The organism is Streptomyces sp. NPDC127068 (assembly GCF_042724695.1).
GTDB lineage: Bacteria > Actinomycetota > Actinomycetes > Streptomycetales > Streptomycetaceae > Streptomyces.
This window is the reverse complement of record NZ_JBHXEN010000007.1, coordinates 104,450-124,933: the sequence shown is the minus strand read 5'-3', so window position 1 is coordinate 124,933 and position 20,484 is coordinate 104,450. Positions and strand designations below refer to the sequence as shown.

18 protein-coding genes are annotated in these 20,484 nt (G+C 72.4%); 17 read left to right on the top strand and 1 reads right to left on the bottom strand.

Going from position 1 to position 20,484, the window contains the following annotated elements; translation table 11 throughout:
* Position 1 precedes the first annotated feature (1 nt).
* The 9 genes from mltG to nusB all read left to right on the top strand — a co-directional run bounded on the left by mltG (position 2) and on the right by nusB (position 9,138).
* Positions 2–1,804 carry an endolytic transglycosylase MltG gene (gene mltG, locus ACFWIA_RS06375; RefSeq protein WP_387000961.1) on the top strand — a complete coding sequence of 601 codons (1,803 nt, stop codon included), beginning with the start codon at positions 2–4 and terminating at the stop codon, positions 1,802–1,804.
* Complete coding sequence (locus ACFWIA_RS06370; protein WP_387000959.1) at positions 1,797–2,639, top strand: shikimate dehydrogenase; 843 nt, start codon at positions 1,797–1,799, stop codon at positions 2,637–2,639. The genes mltG and ACFWIA_RS06370 overlap by 8 nt, the downstream gene beginning before the upstream one ends.
* Positions 2,640–2,820: 181 nt before the next feature.
* A complete protein-coding gene (gene aroC / locus ACFWIA_RS06365; RefSeq protein WP_385494184.1) occupies positions 2,821–4,005 on the top strand; it encodes a chorismate synthase in 1,185 nt (394 codons plus the stop codon).
* 113 nt (positions 4,006–4,118) lie between these two features.
* Positions 4,119–4,622, top strand: a complete 504-nt coding sequence (locus tag ACFWIA_RS06360) for a shikimate kinase (RefSeq protein WP_387001040.1) — start codon at positions 4,119–4,121, stop codon at positions 4,620–4,622.
* Complete coding sequence (gene aroB, locus ACFWIA_RS06355; RefSeq protein WP_387000957.1) at positions 4,619–5,713, top strand: 3-dehydroquinate synthase; 1,095 nt, start codon at positions 4,619–4,621, stop codon at positions 5,711–5,713. Before ACFWIA_RS06360 ends, aroB begins: the two co-directional genes overlap by 4 nt.
* Positions 5,714–5,911: 198 nt before the next feature.
* Positions 5,912–6,871, top strand: coding sequence for an AAA family ATPase (locus ACFWIA_RS06350; RefSeq protein WP_387000955.1), 960 nt, complete (start codon positions 5,912–5,914; stop codon positions 6,869–6,871).
* Between the two features lie 90 nt (positions 6,872–6,961).
* Positions 6,962–8,068, top strand: a complete 1,107-nt coding sequence (locus tag ACFWIA_RS06345; RefSeq protein WP_387000953.1) for a M24 family metallopeptidase — start codon at positions 6,962–6,964, stop codon at positions 8,066–8,068.
* Positions 8,069–8,140: 72 nt separating this feature from the next.
* A complete protein-coding gene (gene efp / locus ACFWIA_RS06340; protein ID WP_385494181.1) occupies positions 8,141–8,707 on the top strand; it encodes an elongation factor P in 567 nt (188 codons plus the stop codon).
* Positions 8,708–8,709: 2 nt separating this feature from the next.
* Positions 8,710–9,138: a transcription antitermination factor NusB gene (gene nusB, locus ACFWIA_RS06335; protein ID WP_387000951.1), complete on the top strand. Its 429-nt coding sequence runs from the start codon at positions 8,710–8,712 to the stop codon at positions 9,136–9,138.
* A gap of 290 nt (positions 9,139–9,428) precedes the next feature.
* Here the strand turns inward: nusB and bldD are convergent, their stop codons facing one another.
* Positions 9,429–9,929 carry a transcriptional regulator BldD gene (gene bldD, locus ACFWIA_RS06330; RefSeq protein ID WP_030607052.1) on the bottom strand — a complete coding sequence of 167 codons (501 nt, stop codon included), beginning with the start codon at positions 9,927–9,929 and terminating at the stop codon, positions 9,429–9,431.
* Between the two features lie 218 nt (positions 9,930–10,147).
* Between bldD and pyrR the strand changes: the two genes are divergently transcribed.
* The 8 genes from pyrR to pyrF all read left to right on the top strand — a co-directional run bounded on the left by pyrR (position 10,148) and on the right by pyrF (position 20,415).
* On the top strand, positions 10,148–10,732 hold the full coding sequence (gene pyrR, locus ACFWIA_RS06325; RefSeq protein ID WP_387000948.1) for a bifunctional pyr operon transcriptional regulator/uracil phosphoribosyltransferase PyrR: 585 nt from the start codon (positions 10,148–10,150) through the stop codon (positions 10,730–10,732).
* Between the two features lie 210 nt (positions 10,733–10,942).
* Positions 10,943–11,920 carry an aspartate carbamoyltransferase catalytic subunit gene (locus tag ACFWIA_RS06320; RefSeq protein ID WP_385494178.1) on the top strand — a complete coding sequence of 326 codons (978 nt, stop codon included), beginning with the start codon at positions 10,943–10,945 and terminating at the stop codon, positions 11,918–11,920.
* A gap of 5 nt (positions 11,921–11,925) precedes the next feature.
* Positions 11,926–13,212 (top strand): dihydroorotase, encoded by a 1,287-nt coding sequence (locus ACFWIA_RS06315; RefSeq protein WP_387000946.1) that lies wholly within the window; start codon positions 11,926–11,928, stop codon positions 13,210–13,212.
* A complete protein-coding gene (locus ACFWIA_RS06310) occupies positions 13,212–13,814 on the top strand; it encodes a hypothetical protein (protein WP_387000944.1) in 603 nt (200 codons plus the stop codon). Before ACFWIA_RS06315 ends, ACFWIA_RS06310 begins: the two co-directional genes overlap by 1 nt.
* Positions 13,811–14,968 carry a glutamine-hydrolyzing carbamoyl-phosphate synthase small subunit gene (gene carA / locus ACFWIA_RS06305; RefSeq protein ID WP_387000942.1) on the top strand — a complete coding sequence of 386 codons (1,158 nt, stop codon included), beginning with the start codon at positions 13,811–13,813 and terminating at the stop codon, positions 14,966–14,968. Before ACFWIA_RS06310 ends, carA begins: the two co-directional genes overlap by 4 nt.
* On the top strand, positions 14,961–18,269 hold the full coding sequence (gene carB / locus ACFWIA_RS06300) for a carbamoyl-phosphate synthase large subunit (RefSeq protein WP_387000941.1): 3,309 nt from the start codon (positions 14,961–14,963) through the stop codon (positions 18,267–18,269). Before carA ends, carB begins: the two co-directional genes overlap by 8 nt.
* 161 nt (positions 18,270–18,430) lie before the next feature.
* The gene (locus tag ACFWIA_RS06295; RefSeq protein ID WP_387000939.1) at positions 18,431–19,537 is read left to right on the top strand and encodes a quinone-dependent dihydroorotate dehydrogenase; all 1,107 of its coding nucleotides are present in this window, start codon (positions 18,431–18,433) and stop codon (positions 19,535–19,537) included.
* Positions 19,534–20,415 (top strand): orotidine-5'-phosphate decarboxylase, encoded by an 882-nt coding sequence (pyrF, locus tag ACFWIA_RS06290; protein WP_387000937.1) that lies wholly within the window; start codon positions 19,534–19,536, stop codon positions 20,413–20,415. The genes ACFWIA_RS06295 and pyrF overlap by 4 nt, the downstream gene beginning before the upstream one ends.
* Positions 20,416–20,484: the final 69 nt, after the last annotated feature.

Here is a 20,484-nt window from a genome sequence, read left to right as displayed (position 1 = left end):
GATGACTGATTATGGCCGGGGCCAGGGCTCCGAACCGTGGTATCCGGAGGACCCGTTGTACGGGGACGTCGGATGGGAGGGCCAGCAGCAGGGCCACCCCGGCCAGTCCCCGCAGACGGGTCACCAGCAGTACCCGCAGGGCGAGCAGTACGGTCACCAGGGCCAGCCCGGTCACTTCCCGCAGCACCAGCAGCACCAGCAGGAGTACGTCCAGCAGCAGGTTCCCCAGGGTTACGACCAGCAGGTCCCCCAAGGTTTCGAGCAGCAGGTCCACCAGGGTTACGACCAGTGGGCCGCGCCGGCCCAGTCGGACGGCTACGGCCAGCAGTACCAGGGGGGCTGGGAGACGGCCCAGCCCGGACAGATCCCCTACGGCACCGACCCGGCCGGGACCTACCCCGGGCAGCCCGAGGCGTACGGCGTCGAACCCCCCGACTACTACGGCACTCCCGAGGCGTACCCCCCGCCGGAGCCGCCCGCCCGACGGCGCCCCGAGCCCGAACCCGAAGAGGAACCGGCCCGGGGCGACGGCCGTCAGGACTGGGACCCGGACCGTGACGGTCCGGAGGAGGGCTTCTTCACGGACTCCGGCCGCGGCGCCCCCGCGGCCCCCCGCCGCCCCGACGCCGACGACGGGTACGCCGACGACGACGGGTACGACGACGAGCCGTCCGGCCGGGGCGGGGACCGCCGCTCCCGGGGCGGCAAGGGCAAGCAGAAACGCCGCAACGGCTGCGCCTGCCTCCTGGTGACCGCGGTGTTCGTGGGCGGCCTCGGCGCCGTCAGCTACTTCGGCTACCAGTTCTACCAGGACCGGTTCGGCGAGCCGGCCGACTTCGCCGGCGACGGCCTGACCACGACGGTGTCCGTCGAGATCCCCAAGGACTCGGGCGGCTACGTCATCGGTCAGAAGCTCAAGGAAGCCGGGGTCATCAAGAGCGTCGACGCGTTCGTCTCCGCCCAGCAGCAGCACCCCAAGGGCAACACCGTCCAGGACGGCGTCTACACGCTCCGCAAGGAGATGTCCGCGGCCAGCGCCCTCGAACTCATGCTCAGCCCCAAGAGCCGCAACAACCTCATCATCGCCGAGGGCCGCCGCAACATCTGGGTGTACGAGCAGATCGACAAGCGCCTCGACCTGCCCGGGGGCACCACCAAGGGCGTCGCCTCCGCCCAGTGGAAGTCGCTCGGTCTGCCGGACTGGGCGATGAACGGCGCGGGCGACCGGAAGGACCCGCTGGAGGGCTTCCTCTACCCGTCGAGCTATCCCGTGGCCGAGGGCATGAAACCGGCGGACGTGCTCAAGAAGATGGTCGCGCGGGCCAAGAACCAGTACGAGACCTACGACCTCCAGGCCAAGGCCCGCGAAGTGGGGCTCAAGAACCCCTTGGAAGTCATCACGGTCGCCAGCCTGGTCCAGGCCGAGGGCATGACCCACGACGACTTCAAGAAGATGGCGGCCGTCGTCTACAACCGGCTCAAACCGGACAACGTGGCCACCAACCGGAAGATCGAGTTCGACTCCAGCTACAACTACCTGAAGAACCAGAGCAAGATCGACATCTCCACCACGGAGATCCGCAACTACGACCACCCGTACAACACGTACTTCGTCGAGGGACTGCCGCCCGGACCGATCGGCAATCCCGGCGAGGAAGCCCTGCGCGCCGCGATCGAGCCGGACGGCGGCGACTGGATGTTCTTCGTCTCCATCGACGGCAAGACGACCAAGTTCACCGAGACGTTGGCCGAGCACGAGGAACTGGTGGCGGAATTCAATGAGCGGCGCAAGAACGGTGAGTGAGCCCACCGACCGGAGCCGTCGTCGGGCGGCCGTGCTCGGCTCGCCCATCGCCCACTCGCTCTCCCCGGTCCTGCACCGCGCGGCCTACGCCGAGCTGGGGCTGGCCGACTGGAGCTACGAACGGTTCGAGGTGGACGAGGCGGCGCTGCCCGACTTCCTGGCGGGACTCGGCCCCGAGTGGGCAGGGCTGTCCCTGACCATGCCCCTCAAACGCGCCGTGATACCCCTGCTCGACTCGGTCACCGAAACCGCCGCGTCGGTCGAGGCGGTCAACACGGTCGTCCTCACCGAGGACGGCCGTCGCACCGGCGACAACACCGACGTCCCCGGCATGGTCGCCGCCCTGCGCGAACACGGAGTGGAGAGCGTGGAGTCCGCCGCCGTGCTCGGCGCGGGGGCCACCGCCTCCTCCGCACTGGCCGCGCTCGCCCGGATCTGCACCGGTGAGATCACCGCCTACGTCCGCAGCGCCGCCCGGGCCGCCGAGATGCGCCAGTGGGGCGAACGCCTCGGCGTCGAGGTCCGCACCGCGGACTGGGCCGACGCCGCCCGTGCCCTGCGCGCCCCCCTCGTCATCGCCACCACCCCGGCCGGAACCACCGACGCCCTCGCCGCCGCGTTGCCGGAGCGTCCGGCGACCCTCTTCGACGTGCTGTACGAGCCGTGGCCCACCGCGCTGGCGGCCCGCTGGTCCGCTTACGGGGGCGCCGTCGTCAGCGGCCTCGACCTGCTGGTCCACCAGGCCGTCATCCAGGTCGAGCAGATGACCGGGCGCACCCCGGCCCCGCTGGCCGCGATGCGACAGGCCGGGGAACGGGCGCTGGCCGCCCGCTGATCGACGGCCCGCGAACCGCCCCACCGGAACCGACCGGCGCGGCGGTTCGCGGGCCCCGGCGTCCGCTTGCTGGACCTTCGAACGGGTAACCGCTCCGGACGTGGGAAGATCGGGGGTGGCGGGGCCGGGACCGCGCACCCGGTCGTGCCGCCCAGTTGCGTGCGCGAACAGAGGAGCACCCTTGAGCAGGTTGCGCTGGCTGACGGCGGGGGAGTCCCACGGACCCGCTTTGGTGGCGACGCTGGAAGGTCTTCCCGCCGGTGTCCCGATCACCACGGAGATGGTGGCGGACCACCTCGCGCGGCGGCGCCTCGGGTACGGGCGCGGCGCCCGGATGAAGTTCGAACGCGACGAGGTCACCTTCATCGGTGGCGTCCGACACGGACTCACCCTCGGTTCCCCGGTCGCGATCATGGTCGGCAACAGCGAGTGGCCCAAGTGGGAACAGATCATGGCCGCCGACCCGGTCGACCCCGAGGTCCTTGCCGACCAGGCCCGCAACGCGCCGCTGACCCGCCCGCGCCCCGGCCACGCCGACCTCGCGGGCATGCAGAAGTACGGCTTCGACGAGGCCCGCCCGATCCTGGAGCGCGCCTCCGCCCGGGAGACCGCGGCCCGCGTCGCGCTCGGCGCGGTCGCCCGCTCCTACCTCAAGGAGACCGCGGGCATCGAGATCGTCAGCCACGTCGTGGAACTGGCGGCGGCCAAGGCCCCGTACGGCGTCCTGCCGGTGCCCGCCGACGTCGAGAAGCTCGACGCCGACCCGGTGCGCTCCCTCGACGCCGACGCGTCGAAGGCGATGGTCGCCGAGATCGACCAGGCCCGCAAGGACGGCGACACCCTCGGCGGAGTGGTCGAGGTCCTCGCCTACGGCGTGCCCGTCGGCCTCGGCTCGCACGTCCACTGGGACCGCCGGCTCGACGCCCGGCTCGCCGCCGCGCTCATGGGCATCCAGGCGATCAAGGGCGTGGAACTCGGCGACGGCTTCGACCTGGCCCGCGTTCCCGGCTCCCAGGCCCACGACGAGATCGTCAGCACCCCCGAAGGACTGCGTCGCTCCACCGGCCGCTCCGGCGGCACCGAGGGCGGCCTCACCACCGGTGAACTGCTGCGGGTGCGGGCCGCGATGAAGCCCATCGCCACCGTGCCGCGGGCCCTGGCCACCGTCGACGTGGTGACCGGCGAGGCCACCCAGGCCCACCACCAGCGCTCCGACGTCTGCGCGGTCCCGGCCGCCGGGATCGTCGCCGAGGCCATGGTGGCCCTCGTCCTCGCGGACGCGGTGGCCGAGAAGTTCGGCGGCGACAGCGTCCCCGAGACCCGTCGCAACGTCCGGTCCTACCTCGACAACCTGCACATCCGGTGACGACGGTGCCCGACACATCCGGGTCGCCCTCGACGCGGGGGTCCGCCGGCACCGACGCGGACGCGCCGGGACCCGCGGGTCCCGGCGGTCCGGTCGTCGTTCTGGTCGGTCCCATGGGCGTCGGCAAGTCCACCGTGGGGGCGCTCCTCGCGGAGCAGCTGCACCGCCCCTACCGGGACACCGACGACGACATCGTCACCGCCGAGGGCCGCCCCATCGCCGACCTCTTCGTGGACGAGGGCGAGCCCTACTTCCGTGCCGTCGAGAAGGCGGCCGTGCGCGAGGCCCTCGCCACCCACCACGGCGTCCTCGCCCTGGGCGGCGGGGCCGTCCTCGACCCCGACACCCGTGCGCTGCTCGCCGCCCACCCCGTCGTCTTCCTGTCGATGGACGTGGACGAGGCCGTGCGCCGCACCGGGCTCAACGTCGCCCGCCCGTTGCTCGCCGTCAACCCGCGCCGTCAGTGGCGGGAGCTGATGGAGGCGCGCCTTCCGCTGTACACCGAGGTGGCCCGCGCCGTCGTCCCGACGGACGGACGCGGCCCCGAGGAGGTCGCCCGGGCGGTCCTCGACGCGCTCGGGCTGCCCACCGACCCTCCGCAGGAGAACACCCCATGACCGCGCAGGAACCCATCCGCATCAAGGTCGCCGGCACCGCCGGCACCGAACCGTACGAGGTGCTCGTCGGCCACCAGTTGCTCGGCGAGCTGGGCCCCCTGGTCGGCGACCGGGTCAAGCGCGTCGCCGTGATCCACCCCGAGGCCCTGGCCGAGACCGGTGAGGCGCTGCGCGCCGACCTCGCCGGGCAGGGCTTCGAGGCGGTGGCCATCCAGGTGCCCAACGCGGAAGAGGCGAAGACCGCCGAGGTCGCGGCGTACTGCTGGAAGGCGCTGGGCCAGTCCGGGTTCACCCGCACCGACGTGATCGTCGGGGTGGGCGGCGGCGCCACCACCGACCTCGCCGGGTTCGTGGCCGCGAGCTGGCTGCGCGGGGTCCGCTGGATCGCCGTGCCCACCACCGTCCTCGGCATGGTCGACGCGGCCGTGGGCGGCAAGACCGGCATCAACACCGCCGAGGGCAAGAACCTCGTCGGAGCCTTCCACCCGCCCGCCGGGGTGCTGTGCGACCTCGCCGCACTGGAGTCGCTGCCGGTCAACGACTACGTCTCCGGACTGGCCGAGATCATCAAGGCCGGGTTCATCGCCGACCCGGCGATCCTCGACCTGATCGAGGCCGACCCCACGGCGGCCCGGACCCCCGCCGGGCCGCACACCGCGGAACTCATCGAGCGGGCCATCAAGGTCAAGGCCGAGGTCGTCTCCGGTGACCTGAAGGAGTCCGGCCGCCGCGAGATCCTCAACTACGGCCACACCCTGGCGCACGCCATCGAGAAGAACGAGCGCTACCAGTGGCGGCACGGGGCAGCGGTCGCCGTCGGCATGCACTTCGCCGCCGAACTGGGACGGCTCGCCGGACGTCTGGACGACGCGACCGCCGACCGGCACCGCGCGGTCCTGGAGTCCGTCGGGCTGCCGCTCAGTTACCGCTACGACCAGTGGCCCAAGCTCCTGGAGACCATGAAGGTCGACAAGAAGTCCCGGGGCGACCTGCTGCGGTTCATCGTCCTCGACGGCCTCGCCCGGCCCACGGTCCTCGAAGGACCCGATCCGGCGGTGTTGCTCGCCGCGTACGGGGAAGTGGCCGAGTAACCCCAGGGGAATCCTTCCCCGGCGGACCCACGGCCCGGCCCGGGCCGGGTACCGTTCGGGTCGCTCCCCCCGCGCCGGGGGGAGCGGGGCGGGTCGCTCGGGAACTTCTCCCCGGCCGCCGCCAGTTGCCTGTACGAGACGCGTTCCTCCGTCCCGGTGAGCAGCGGGACGGACCGGCAGGAGACGGAGTGGCACCGGATGCAGCACGCAGGGGGAGCACCGCTGCCACCGAACGGGGGGTCGGGCCCCGGCTGGCCGCCCCCCGGCCCGCCGGAGCCGCCCGCCGCCGCACCCCGGGGGTTCCCCCCGACGGCGCGGGGCGCCCACCCGCCGAGTACTCCTCCCGGCCGTCCGCCGGGTACTCCTCCCGCCCACCCGCCAGGTACTCCTCCCCACCCGCCCGGCCCCGCGCGGCCCGCAGTTCCTCCCGGCCCGCCGCCCGCCGGCCCGCCGCCCGGTGGCCCCTCGCCCGGCGGTCCGCCTCCGTCGGGACACCTCCCGCCGCCCGGACCGGACGCCACCGGCCACGTCCGGCTGCCCCCCGGCGGTCCGGTCGCCGTCCCGAGCCCTCCGCCGGCTCCTTCGGCCGCCGACCCGACGGCGACCACCCTCGCCGTGCTGCTGATCGGCCCGGCGGGTGCCGGCAAGACCAGCGTCGCCCAGTACTGGGCGGAGCACCGACGGGTCCCCACGGCGCACATCAGCCTCGACGACGTGCGCGAATGGGTCCGCTCCGGATTCGCCGACCCGCAGGCCGGGTGGAACGACCACTCCGAGGCGCAGTACCGCCTGGCCCGCCGCACCTGCGGTTTCGCCGCGCGCAACTTCCTCGCCAACGGCATCTCCTGCATCCTCGACGACGCCGTGTTCCCGGACCGCCCGGTGGTCGGCCTCGGCGGCTGGAAACGGCACGTGGGACCGGGGCTGCTGCCCGTCGTCCTGTTGCCGGGCCTGGAGATCGTCCTGGAGCGCAACGGGAAGCGTCGGGGGAACCGTCGGCTCACCGACGAGGAGGTCGCCCGCATCCACGGCCGGATGGCCGGCTGGTACGGCTCGGGCCTGCCCATCATCGACAACTCCCAGCTCGACGTCCCCGCCACGGCGCGGGTGCTCGACGAGGTCCTCACCCGATCGGTCACCAGCCCGCCCGCCTGGTGACCCCGGCGCACCGGGGCCCTGCCGACCCCGAAGAGCCCGTCCGGACGAGCTGACCGGGCCCTTTCGCCCCGCCGCTCGTACGCTCGGGACATGGCAGAGGTCTACGCAGCCCGCCGGGACCGTCTCCGGGAACGCACCGCGGCCGGCGGTACCGCGGCGGCACTCGTCTCCCGCCCCGCCAACGTCCGCTACCTCGCCGGAGCCGCCCCGCCCGGGGCGGTCCTGCTGCTGAAGGACGACGGCGACCTGCTGGTCCTCGCCGAGACCCCGGACGCCCGCCCCGGTGACCCGCAGCCCGACGACGCCCTCCTCACCCAGGTCCTGCCGGACCCGCGGGGCGACACCGCGGTCACCGCGGCCACCCTCGCCGCGGCCCACGGAGCCGATGCGCTCGCCGTGGAGGAGCACCACCTGACGGTCGCCCGCCACCGTGCCGTCGCCACCGCCGCCCCGGGGCTGCGGCTGGCCGACGTCGGCGGGGTGGTCGAACAGCTCCGGCTGGTCAAGGACGAGGACGAGATCGCCTGTCTGCGGATCGCCGCCGAGATCGCCGACCAGGCACTGGGCGAACTCCTCGAATCCATCCTGGTCGGCCGCACCGAACGGCACCTCGCCCTGGAGCTCGAACGCCGCCTGGTCGACCACGGGGCGGACGGTCCTGCGTTCGCCACCTCGGTCGGGACCGGTCCGGACGCGGGCCGGGTCGGACACCGGCCCACCGACCGGAGGGTCGAGGAGGGCGACTTCCTCTCGGTCTGCCTCGGCGCGGCCTACCGCGGCTACCGGTGCGAGATCGGGCGCACCTTCGTCATCGGGACCTCGCCCGCGGACTGGCAGATCGAGCTGTACGACGCCGTCTTCGCCGCTCAGCGCGCCGGTCGGGAGGCGCTGACCCCCGGTGCCGCCTGCCGTGACGTGGACCGTGCGGCCCGCCTCGTACTGGAGTCGGCGGGGCACCGGGAGGGCGTTCCCCTGCGGACGGGGCACGGTGTGGGACTCGAAAACGACGAGGACCCGCAGTTCGCCCCCTCAGCCATGGGTAAACTGGACGCTTGTGTGCCGGTCACCGTCGAGCCGGGGGTTCACCTCCCCGGCCGGGGCGGGGTCCGGATCGATGACACGCTCGTCGTCCGCTCCGACGCGGACGGCGGACCCGAGCTACTCACCATCACGACCAAGGAGCTGCTGGCGCTCTAGCCTCAGCACACGCTGAGCCGCCGGACCCGGGCCCCGTCGGTCGTCCACGTCAGTCCAGGAGATTCCGCAACCGTGGCTTCCACGAACGACCTCAAGAACGGCATGGTGCTCAAGCTCGACGGGGGCCAGCTCTGGTCCGTCGTCGAGTTCCAGCACGTCAAGCCCGGCAAGGGCCCTGCCTTCGTGCGCACCAAGCTCAAGAACGTGCTGTCCGGGAAGGTCGTCGACAAGACCTTCAACGCCGGCGTCAAGGTCGAGACGGCCACCGTCGACAAGCGCGACATGCAGTTCTCCTACATGGACGGCGACTACTTCGTCTTCATGGACATGGAGACCTACGACCAGCTGCACATCGACCGCAAGACCGTGGGCGACGCCGCGAACTTCCTCCTGGAGGGCTTCGAGGCCACCGTGGCGCAGAACGAGGGCAGCGTGCTCTTCGTGGAGCTGCCCACCGCGGTCGAGCTGGTCATCGCGGAGACCGAGCCGGGCGTCCAGGGCGACCGTTCCACGGGCGGCACCAAGCCCGCGAAGCTGGAGACCGGGTTCGAGATCCAGGTTCCGCTCTTCATCACCACCGGTGAGAAGATCAAGGTCGACACGCGTTCGGGCGACTACCTCGGCCGGGTGAACAGCTAACCGTGGCTGCCCGGAACACGGCTCGCAAGCGCGCCTTCCAGATCCTCTTCGAGGGTGACCAGCGCGGGGTCGACGTGCTGACCGTCCTCGCGGACTGGGTGCGGCACTCGCGCACTGACACCCGTCAACCGCCGGTCAGCGAATTCACCATGGAGCTGGTCGAGGGGTACGCGCAGTACGAGCAGCGCATCGACGAGCTGCTGGCGCAGTACTCCGTGGGGTGGACGCTGGACCGGATGCCCGTCGTGGACCGGAACATCCTGCGGCTCGGCGCGTACGAGCTCATCTGGGTCGACGGGACGCCCGACGCGGTGGTGCTCGACGAGGCCGTCGAGCTGGCCAAGGAGTTCTCGACCGATGAGTCCCCGTCCTTCATCAACGGGCTGCTGGGGCGGCTCAAGGAGCTGAAGCCGGGCCTGCGCAGGGCCTGACGCGGCCACAGGAGCCCCTGCCGTCCCACGGTGGGGGCTTCTTCCCGTCCGCACCCTCCCCGTGCCCCCAGCGGGCCGTCAGGGCCTTGCACGGGCCGGTCGAGCCTGCTCCCGCCCGCGACCGTCGCCCGGGTCGCCGGAGAACGCCCGTCGAGGGATACCGCCGAACGGGTGATTTCGCCGCTGGGGCACTCCGCTCACCCGGAGCGCACGAAGCCGCCCGGGGTGGCACGAACCCTTCCGGGCCCGTGCCACCCCGGGCGGCACGTTTCTGCTGATGGGGGCGGAGGTCAGCTCTCCTCGTGGGCCACGGCCCGACGGGCGTCCGCGTCCAGGACGCCCCAGCTGATCAGCTGCTCCGTGAGCACCGAGGGGGACTGGTCGTAGATGACGGCGAGGGTCCGCAGGTCGTCCTGGCGGATCGAGAGGACCTTGCCGTTGTAGTCGCCGCGCTGGGACTGGATCGTGGCGGCGTAACGCTGGAGCGGGCCCGCCTTCTCGGCCGGGACGTGGGCGAGGCGCTCCAGGTCCAGGACGAGCTTCGGCGGCGGCTCGGCGGCGCCGCCGGGCGTGGTGCCGGGCAGCAGTTCCTGGACCGGCACCCCGTAGAAATCCGCCAACTCGGCGAGACGCTGGACGGTCACGGCGCGGTCACCGCGCTCGTAGGAACCGACCACCACTGCCTTCCAGCGGCCCTGGGACTTCTCCTCGACGCCGTGGAGTGACAGGCCCTGCTGGGTGCGGATGGCCCGGAGCTTGGCCCCGAGCTGTTTGGCGTATTCGCTGGACATAAGGCTCCCCGGACGAAGGCTGGTGACTCACTGTGAGGTTACGCAGCGTGACTTGCATGCGTCAAGCCGAACGGTCAGCACCGACTCTTCCCTGCCTTGCCGTGAGACGCACGGTGAGGGGGTGAACTGGGGGAATGCGCGGCCTGCTACCGTGGATGGCGCAAATCCGACGTCCTTTAAGGTCCGTCCCGTGAGGCGGAGAAGGAGGTCCGTTTCTTATGGACACCAGCAGCATCGAAAGCCCGGACGGCACCGCGGCGCGGCCCGTCCTGGAAGCCCCCGACATCGCTCGGGTGCTGACCCGCATCGCCCACGAGATCGTCGAGCGCGCCAAGGGCGCCGACGACGTGGTGCTCCTCGGCATCCCCACCCGGGGCGTCTTCCTCGCCCGGCGGCTCGCCGGCAAACTCGCGGAGATCACCGGGCGTGAGGTGCCGGTCGGTTCGCTCGACATCACCATGTACCGCGACGACCTGCGGATGCACCCGCCGCGCGCCCTCGCGCGCACCGAGATCCCCGGCGAGGGGATCGACGGACGGCTGGTCGTCCTCGTCGACGACGTGCTCTTCTCCGGCCGCACCATCCGGGCCGCCCTCGACGCCCTGAACGACATCGGCCGCCCCCGCGCGGTGCAGCTCGCGGTCCTCGTGGACCGCGGCCACCGTGAACTGCCGATCCGCGCGGACTACGTCGGCAAGAACCTGCCGACCTCGCTGCGGGAGACGGTCCGGGTGCAGCTCGCCGAAGAGGACGGGCGGGACACGGTCCTGCTCGGGGTGAAGTCCGGCGCTCCCGCCGGATGACCCCGCTCCCCGTGCCGCCCGGTGGGTGAACACCGGGCCGCGGCCGACCCGCCCGGCGCCCCGCGTCCCCGACGCGGCGTCCCGGCATGACCGCCGCCGGCCTCCCGCGCACCCGTCCGGACCGGCCGGGCCGACCCCCCCTCGGCCCCCGCACGCCCTCCCGGACCCGTCCCGCTCGATCCCCCCGAACCGCCCTACGGAGCCTGACAGATGCAGCGTCATCTCATCTCGGCCGCCGACCTCACCCGTGACGACGCCGTCCTCATCCTCGACACCGCCGAGGAGATGGCCAGGGTCGCCGACCGGCCGATCAAGAAACTGCCGACCCTGCGCGGCCGTACCGTCGTCAACCTGTTCTTCGAGGACTCGACCCGTACCCGGATCTCCTTCGAAGCCGCCGAGAAGCGGCTGTCCGCCGACGTCATCAACTTCACCGCCAAGGGCTCCTCGGTCTCCAAGGGCGAGTCCCTCAAGGACACCGCGCAGACCCTGGAGGCCATGGGCGTCGACGCCGTCGTCATCCGGCACGGCGCCTCCGGCGCGCCCTACCGGCTCGCCACCTCCGGCTGGATCGACGCCCACGTCATCAACGCCGGCGACGGCACCCACCAACACCCCACCCAGGCCCTGCTGGACGCCTTCACCATGCGCCGCCGCCTCGTCGGCCGCGACGCCGGACTCGGTCAGGACCTCGCCGGCCGCCGGATCACCATCGTCGGCGACATCCTGCACAGCCGGGTCGCCCGCTCCAACGTGGACCTGCTGCACACCCTCGGCGCCGAGGTCACGCTGGTCGCCCCGCCCACCCTGGTCCCCGTCGGGGTCTCCCAGTGGCCCTGCGAGGTGGCCTACGACCTCGACGGCGTCCTGCCCAAGTCCGACGCCGTGATGATGCTGCGCGTCCAGCGGGAGCGGATGAACGCCGCCTACTTCCCGACCGAGCGCGAGTACGCCCGCTGGTACGGCCTGGACGCCGACCGGATGGCGCGGATGCCCGAGCACGCCATCGTGATGCACCCCGGCCCGATGGTGCGCGGCATGGAGATCACCGCCGAGGTCGCCGACTCCGCCCGCTGCACCGCCATCGAACAGGTCACCAACGGCGTCTCCATCCGGATGGCCGTCCTGTACCTGCTGCTCGGTGGCAACGAGCCCGCCGTCACCCACACCCGTACCGAGGAGAAGTAACCGACATGAGCAAGATCCTGATCCGCGGTGCCCGGGTGCTCGGCGGCGAACCGCAGGACGTCCTCGTGGACGGCGAGACCATCGCCGCCCTCGGCACCGGACTGAGCGCCGAGGGCGCCACCGTGGTGGAGGCCGAGGACCGCGTCCTGCTGCCCGGCCTGGTCGACCTGCACACCCATCTGCGCGAGCCCGGCCGCGAGGACTCCGAGACCGTCCTCACCGGCACCCGCGCCGCCGCCGTCGGCGGCTTCACCGCCGTGCACGCCATGGCCAACACCTTCCCGGTCGCCGACACCGCGGGCGTCGTCGAGCAGGTCTACCGCCTCGGCCGCGAACACGGCTACTGCGACGTGCAGCCCGTCGGCGCCGTCACCGTCGGCCTGGAGGGCAAGCAGCTCGCCGAACTCGGCGCCATGCACGACTCCGCCGCCGGCGTCATGGTCTTCTCCGACGACGGCAAGTGCGTCGACGACGCGGTGATCATGCGGCGGGCCCTGGAGTACGTGAAGGCGTTCGGCGGGGTCGTCGCCCAGCACGCGCAGGAGCCCCGGCTCACCGAGGGCGCCCAGATGAACGAGGGCGTCGTCTCCGCCGAACTCGGACTCGGCGGCTGGCCCGCCGTCGCCGAGGAGTCGATCATCGCCCGGGACGTCCTGCTCGCCGCGCACGTCGGCTCCCGCGTCCACATCTGTCACCTGTCGACCGCCGGCTCGGTGGAGATCGTCCGCTGGGCGAAGTCCAAGGGCTGGGACGTCACCGCCGAGGTCACCCCGCACCACCTCCTGCTCACCGACGAACTGGTCCGCAGCTACGACCCCGTCTACAAGGTGAACCCGCCGCTGCGCACCGAGGCCGACGTCATGGCCCTGCGCGAGGCCCTCGCCGACGGCACCATCGACTGCGTGGCCACCGACCACGCCCCGCACCCGCACGAGGACAAGGACTGCGAGTGGGCCGCCGCCGCCATGGGCATGGTGGGCCTGGAGACCGCGCTGTCCGTCGTCCAGCACACCATGGTCGACTCCGGACTCCTCGACTGGGCGCAGGTCGCCGACCGGATGTCGGTGCGCCCCGCGCAGATCGGACGCCTCGCCGGACACGGCCGCCCCGTCTCGGTGGGCGAGCCCGCCAACCTGACCCTCGTCGATCCCGCTTACCGTGGAACCGTGGACCCCGCGGGCTTCGCCTCCCGCAGCCGCAACACCCCCTACCAGGGGCGCGAGCTGCCGGGACGCGTCACCCACACCTGGCTGCGGGGCCGTGCCACGGTCGTCGACGGGAAGCTCGTGTGATGCCTCACCCCCTGCGCAGTGCCGAAGTCCTCTCCGTGCTCGCCACCGAGCGGAAATCGGCGGAAGTCACCGACTGGGCCGCCCGGATCGGCTGGCTCGTCGGCCTCGTCCTCTTCGTCGCCCTCGTGTACTGGTTGATGCGCGAGGGCTGGAAGTGGCGCGGCACCCTCCAGAGCGACCTGCCCGCGCTGCCCACCGCCCCCGCCGACCCCGGCGCCCCGCAGCTCACCCTGCACGGCCGCTACCACGGCTCCACCACGGCCGGGCAGTGGCTCGACCGGATCGTGGCGCACGGCCTCGGTGCCCGGTCGAGGGTCGAGCTGACCCTCACCGCCCGGGGCCTCGACGTGGTCCGTCCCGGAGCGAACGACTTCTTCGTCCCCGCCGACCGCATCCGCGGCGCCCGCCTCGACAAGGGCATCGCCGGGAAGGTCCTCGCCGAGGGCGGGCTGCTCGTCATCACCTGGGCCCACGGCGAGCGGCTGATCGACTCGGGCTTCCGCTCCGACCACGCCGCCGAGCACACCGCCTGGGTCGAGGCGCTCGCCGCCCCGGCGGACACCCCCCTGCACACCACCATCACGGAAGGCGCGGACCGATGAGCGCGCAGACAGCGCAGCCGACCTCCACCAGGGGAACCCGGGTTCCCGCCGTACTCGTCCTGGAGGACGGTCGCGTCTTCCGGGGCCGCGCGTACGGAGCCGTCGGCCAGACCTTCGGCGAGGCGGTGTTCTCCACCGGGATGACCGGCTACCAGGAGACCCTCACCGACCCCTCGTACCACCGGCAGGTCGTCGTGATGACGGCCCCGCACATCGGCAACACCGGAGTCAACGACGAGGACCCCGAGTCCCGCCGCATCTGGGTCTCCGGCTACGTCGTCCGCGACCCCGCCCGGGTGCCCTCCAACTGGCGCTCGCGCCGCTCCCTCGACGAGGAACTGGCCGCCCAGGGCGTCGTCGGGATCTCCGGCGTCGACACCCGCGCCCTCACCCGCCACCTGCGCGAACGCGGCGCCATGCGGGTCGGGATCTTCTCCGGCAACGCGCTCCCCGACGAGGGCACCATGCTGGCCGAGGTCCGCCAGGCCCCCGAGATGAAGGGCGCCGACCTCTCCGCCGAGGTCGCCACCCGGGAGCCGTACGTCGTCCCCGCGGTCGGCGAGAAGCGCTTCACCGTCGCCGCGATCGACCTCGGCATCAAGGGCATGACCCCGCACCGGATGGCCGAGCGCGGCATCGAGGTGCACGTCCTGCCCGCGACCGCGACCATCGAGGACGTGGCCGCGGTCGACCCCGACGGGGTGTTCTTCTCCAACGGCCCCGGCGACCCCGCCACCGCCGACCACCCCGTCGCCGTGATGCGCGCCGTCCTGGACCGCGGCACCCCGCTGTTCGGCATCTGCTTCGGCAACCAGATCCTCGGCCGCGCCCTCGGCTTCGGCACCTACAAGCTGAAGTACGGCCACCGGGGCATCAACCAGCCCGTGCAGGACCGCACGACCGGCAAGGTTGAGGTCACCGCGCACAACCACGGCTTCGCCGTCGACGCCCCCCTCGACCGGGTCAGTGACACCCCGTACGGCCGCGCCGAGGTCTCCCACGTCTGTCTGAACGACCAGGTCGTCGAGGGGCTGCGGCTCCTCGACAAGCCCGCGTTCAGTGTCCAGTACCACCCCGAAGCCGCCGCCGGTCCGCACGACGCCGCGTACCTGTTCGACCGCTTCGTCACCCTGATGGAGGGCCAGCGTGCCTAAGCGCACCGATATCCAGTCCGTCCTGGTCATCGGCTCCGGCCCGATCGTCATCGGCCAGGCCGCCGAGTTCGACTACTCCGGCACCCAGGCGTGCCGGGTCCTCAAGGCCGAGGGCCTGCGGGTCATCCTGGTCAACTCCAACCCGGCGACGATCATGACCGACCCGGAGGTCGCCGACGCCACCTACGTCGAGCCGATCACCCCGGAGTTCGTCGAGAAGATCATCGCCAAGGAGCGCCCCGACACGCTGCTCCCCACCCTCGGCGGTCAGACGGCCCTGAACACGGCCATCTCGCTGCACGAGGCGGGCACCCTGGACAAGTACGGCGTCGAGCTGATCGGCGCCAATGTCGAGGCCATCAACAAGGGCGAGGACCGCGAGCTGTTCAAGCAGGTCGTGGAGGCCGTCCGCGCCAAGATCGGGCACGGCGAGTCCGCCCGCTCGGTGATCTGCCACACCATGGACGACGTCCTCGCCGGCGTCGAGCAGCTGGGCGGCTACCCCGTCGTCGTCCGGCCCTCGTTCACCATGGGCGGCGCCGGCTCGGGCTTCGCCCACGACGAGGAGGAACTGCGCCGCATCGCCGGACAGGGCCTCACCCTCTCGCCGACCACCGAGGTGCTCCTGGAGGAGTCCATCCTCGGCTGGAAGGAGTACGAGCTGGAGCTGATGCGCGACAAGCACGACAACGTCGTGGTCGTGTGCTCCATCGAGAACTTCGACCCCATGGGCGTGCACACCGGCGACTCGATCACCGTGGCCCCCTCGATGACCCTCACCGACCGCGAGTACCAGGTCCTGCGCGACATCGGCATCGCCGTGATCCGCGAGGTCGGCGTGGACACCGGCGGCTGCAACATCCAGTTCGCGGTGAACCCCGAGGACGGCCGGGTCATCGTCATCGAGATGAACCCCCGGGTCTCCCGCTCCTCCGCGCTGGCCTCCAAGGCGACCGGCTTCCCGATCGCCAAGATCGCGGCGAAGCTCGCCGTCGGCTACACGCTGGACGAGATCCCCAACGACATCACCGAGCAGACCCCGGCCTCCTTCGAGCCGACCCTCGACTACGTCGTCGTCAAGGCCCCCCGGTTCGCCTTCGAGAAGTTCCCCTCCGCCGACTCCACCCTCACCACCACCATGAAGTCGGTGGGCGAGGCCATGGCCATCGGCCGCAACTTCACCGAGGCCCTCCAGAAGGCGCTGCGCTCGCTGGAGAAGAAGGGCAGCCAGTTCACCTTCGTCGGCGACCCCGGCGACAAGGCCGAACTGCTGCGCGAGGCCGTCCGGCCCACCGACGGCCGGATCAACGCCGTCATGCAGGCCATCCGCGCCGGGGCCAGCCCCGAGGAGGTCTTCGACGCCACGAAGATCGACCCCTGGTTCGTCGACCAGCTCTTCCTGATCAAGGAACTCGCCGACGAACTCGCCGCCGCCGACCGGCTGGAGCCCCAGCTCCTCGCCGATGCCAAGCGGCACGGCTTCTCCGACGCCCAGATCGCCGAGATCCGCGGTCTGCGCGAGGACGTGGTCCGCGAGGTCCGACACGCCCTCGGAGTGCGCCCGGTCTACAAGACCGTCGACACCTGCGCCGCCGAGTTCGCCGCCAGGACGCCGTACTTCTACTCGTCCTACGACGAGGAGAGCGAGGTCGCCCCGCGCGACAAGCCCGCCGTGATCATCCTCGGCTCGGGCCCCAACCGCATCGGCCAGGGCATCGAGTTCGACTACTCGTGCGTCCACGCCTCCTTCGCGCTCAGCGACGCCGGGTACGAGACCGTGATGGTCAACTGCAACCCGGAGACGGTCTCCACCGACTACGACACCTCCGACCGGCTCTACTTCGAGCCGCTCACCCTGGAGGACGTCCTGGAGATCGTCCACGCGGAGTCCCTGGCCGGCCCGATCGCGGGCGTGGTCGTCCAGCTCGGCGGCCAGACCCCGCTGGGCCTCGCCCAGGCGCTCAAGGACAACGGCGTGCCGATCGTGGGCACCCCGCCGGAGGCCATCCACGCCGCCGAGGACCGCGGCGCCTTCGGCCGGGTCCTCGCCGAGGCCGGCCTGCCCGCCCCCAAGCACGGCACCGCCACCACCTTCACCGAGGCCAAGGCCATCGCCGACGAGATCGGCTACCCCGTCCTCGTCCGACCCTCCTACGTGCTCGGCGGACGCGGCATGGAGATCGTCTACGACGAGACCCGGCTGTCCTCGTACATCGCCGAGTCCACCGAGATCAGCCCGTCCCGGCCGGTCCTCGTCGACCGCTTCCTCGACGACGCCATCGAGATCGACGTCGACGCGCTCTACGACGGCGAGGAGCTGTACCTCGGCGGCGTGATGGAGCACATCGAGGAGGCCGGCATCCACTCCGGCGACTCGGCGTGCGCACTGCCCCCGATCACCCTCGGCGGCTTCGACATCAAGCGGCTGCGCGCCTCCACCGAGGCGATCGCCCGGGGCGTCGGCGTGCGCGGACTGATCAACATCCAGTTCGCCATGGCCGGGGACATCCTCTACGTCCTCGAAGCCAACCCGCGCGCCTCCCGTACGGTCCCCTTCACCTCGAAGGCCACCGCCGTACCGCTCGCCAAGGCCGCCGCCCGGATCTCGCTGGGCGCCAGCATCGCGCAGCTGCGGGCCGAGGGGCTGCTGCCGGCCCGCGGCGACGGGGGCACCCTGTCGCCCGACGCGCCGATCTCCGTCAAGGAGGCCGTGATGCCGTGGTCGCGGTTCCGCGACATCCACGGACGCGGCGTCGACACCATCCTCGGCCCGGAGATGCGCTCCACCGGCGAGGTCATGGGCATCGACTCCGTCTTCGGCACCGCGTACGCCAAGTCGCAGGCCGGGGCGTACGGGCCGCTGCCCACCAAGGGCCGCGCCTTCATCTCCGTCGCCAACCGCGACAAGCGCTCGATGATCTTCCCGGCGCGGGAACTCGTCGCCCACGGCTTCGAACTCCTCGCCACCTCCGGCACCGCCGAGGTCCTCCAGCGCAACGGCATCAACGCCACCGCGGTGCGCAAGCAGTCCGAGGGGGAGGGCCCGAACGGGGAGCGGACCATCGTCCAGCTCATCCACGACGGCGAGGTCGACCTCATCGTCAACACCCCGTACGGCACCGGGGGCCGCCTCGACGGCTACGACATCCGCACCGCCGCCGTGGCGCGGTCCGTGCCCTGTCTGACCACGGTCCAGGCGCTCGCCGCCGCCGTGCAGGGCATCGACGCCCTCAACCGCGGGGACGTCGGGGTGCGCTCGCTCCAGGAGCACGCCGAGCGGCTGATCGCGGCCCGGGACTGACCCGGCGGAACACGGGCCGGCCCCTGCGGCAAGCGGGGGCCGGCCCCTTCCCCGCCCGACGGGTCGCCCCCGCACCCACCCCACGGGGGCACCGCTGACGGTGCCCCCGTTTCCAGGCCCGAGCCCCCTGAACCGCCCCCGGCCCGAGGACACCACCACCCATGTACAAGATTCTCTTCCAGCTCCTGTTCCGCCGCATGGACCCCGAACAGGCCCACCACCTGGCCGTCGGCTGGATCCGCTGCGCCGCCAGGGTCCCCGTCCTGCGGACCCTCGTCGCCGCCGTCCTCGCCCCGCGCCACCGGGAACTGCGCACCGAGGCGCTCGGCCTGCGGCTGCACAGCCCCTTCGGGCTCGCCGCCGGCTTCGACAAGAACGCCGTCGCCGTCGACGGCCTGGCGATGCTCGGCTTCGACCACGTCGAGATCGGCACCGTCACCGGTGAACCGCAGTCCGGCAACCCCCGCACCCGGCTGTTCCGGCTGACCGCCGACCGGGCCCTGATCAACCGCATGGGCTTCAACAACGAGGGCTCCGCGGCCGTCGCCGAACGCCTGGCCGCCCGGCGCGAGGTCTTCCGGACCACCGTGGGCGTCAACATCGGCAAGACCAAGGTCGTGCCCGAGGCGGAAGCCGTCGCCGACTACGTGAAGTCCACCGAACGGCTCGCCCGCCACGCCGACTACCTGGTGGTCAACGTGTCGTCGCCGAACACCCCGGGACTGCGCGACCTCCAGGCCGTCGACCACCTGCGCCCCCTGCTCACCGCCGTGCGCGAGGCCGCCGACCGCTCGGTGACCGGCCGCCGGGTGCCCCTCCTGGTGAAGATCGCCCCCGACCTCGCCGACGACGACATCGACGCCGTGGCCGACCTGGCCGTGGAACTCGGTCTCGACGGCATCATCGCGACCAACACCACCATCGCCCGCGAGGGCCTCGGCCTGCGGAGCGACCCCGCGCTGCTCGCCGAGGCGGGCGGACTGTCCGGCGCGCCCCTCAAGGAACGCTCCCTGGAGGTGCTGCGCCGGCTGTACGCGCGCGTGGGCGACCGGGTCACCCTCATCGGGGTGGGCGGCGTGGAGGACGCCGAGGACGTCTGGCAGCGCGTCCTGGCCGGAGCGACCCTCGTCCAGGGCTACAGCGCCTTCATCTACCAGGGGCCCGCCTGGGCCCGCGGCATCCACCGGGGGCTCGCCGCCCGGCTCGCCGCCTCCGAGCACCCGACCCTCGCCGAGGCCGTCGGCGCCGACACGAGGAAGCCCGCATGACCGGCAACGCCGCCTCCGCCCCCGTACCCTTCGGCGCCCGGTTGCGCCGCGCCATGGACGAGCGCGGTCCGCTGTGCGTGGGGATCGACCCGCACGCCTCCCTACTGACCTCCTGGGGCCTCGGAGACGACCTCGCGGGGCTGGAGCGCTTCAGCCGGACCGTGGTCGAGGCGCTGGCGGACCGGGTCGCCGTGCTGAAGCCGCAGAGCGCCTTCTTCGAGCGGTTCGGCTCCCGCGGCGTCGCCGTGTTGGAGACCTGCGTGGCCGAAGCGCGGGAGGCCGGGGCGCTCGTCCTGATGGACGCCAAGCGCGGCGACATCGGTTCGACGATGGCCGCGTACGCCGACACCTTCCTGCGGCCCGGTGCGCCGCTCTTCTCGGACGCCCTGACGGTCTCGCCCTTCCTGGGCTACGGCTCGCTGGCGCCGGCGGTGGAGCTGGCGCGGACGAACGGCACCGGCCTGTTCGTGCTCGCCCTCACCTCCAACCCGGAGGGCGCCGAGGTCCAGCACGCGGTGCGCGGCGACGGGCGCACCGTGGGCGCCACGATGCTCGCCCGGCTCGCCGAGGAGAACGCCCCCGAGGTGGCGGCGGCCGGCGGCACGGGGCTTGGGTCCTTCGGCGCGGTGGTCGGCGCGACCCTCGGCGACCTGTCCTCCTACGACCTCGCGATCGGCGGCCCGCTGCTGGCACCGGGGATCGGGGCGCAGGGCGCGACGCCCGCGGACCTGCCGCGGGTCTTCGGGGCGGCCGTGCGCCAGGTGGTCCCGAACGTGAGCCGCGGCGTCCTGCGGCACGGTCCGGACCCGGTGGCCCTGCGCGCGTCGGCGGAGCGCTTCGCCGACGAGGTGCGCCGGGCCGTCCACACGGCAGGCTGAGCGTCCGGTCCGCCTCGCCCGGCCACTCGTCCGGGTGATCCGTGCGGGCGACGCGGTGCGCAGGACCGG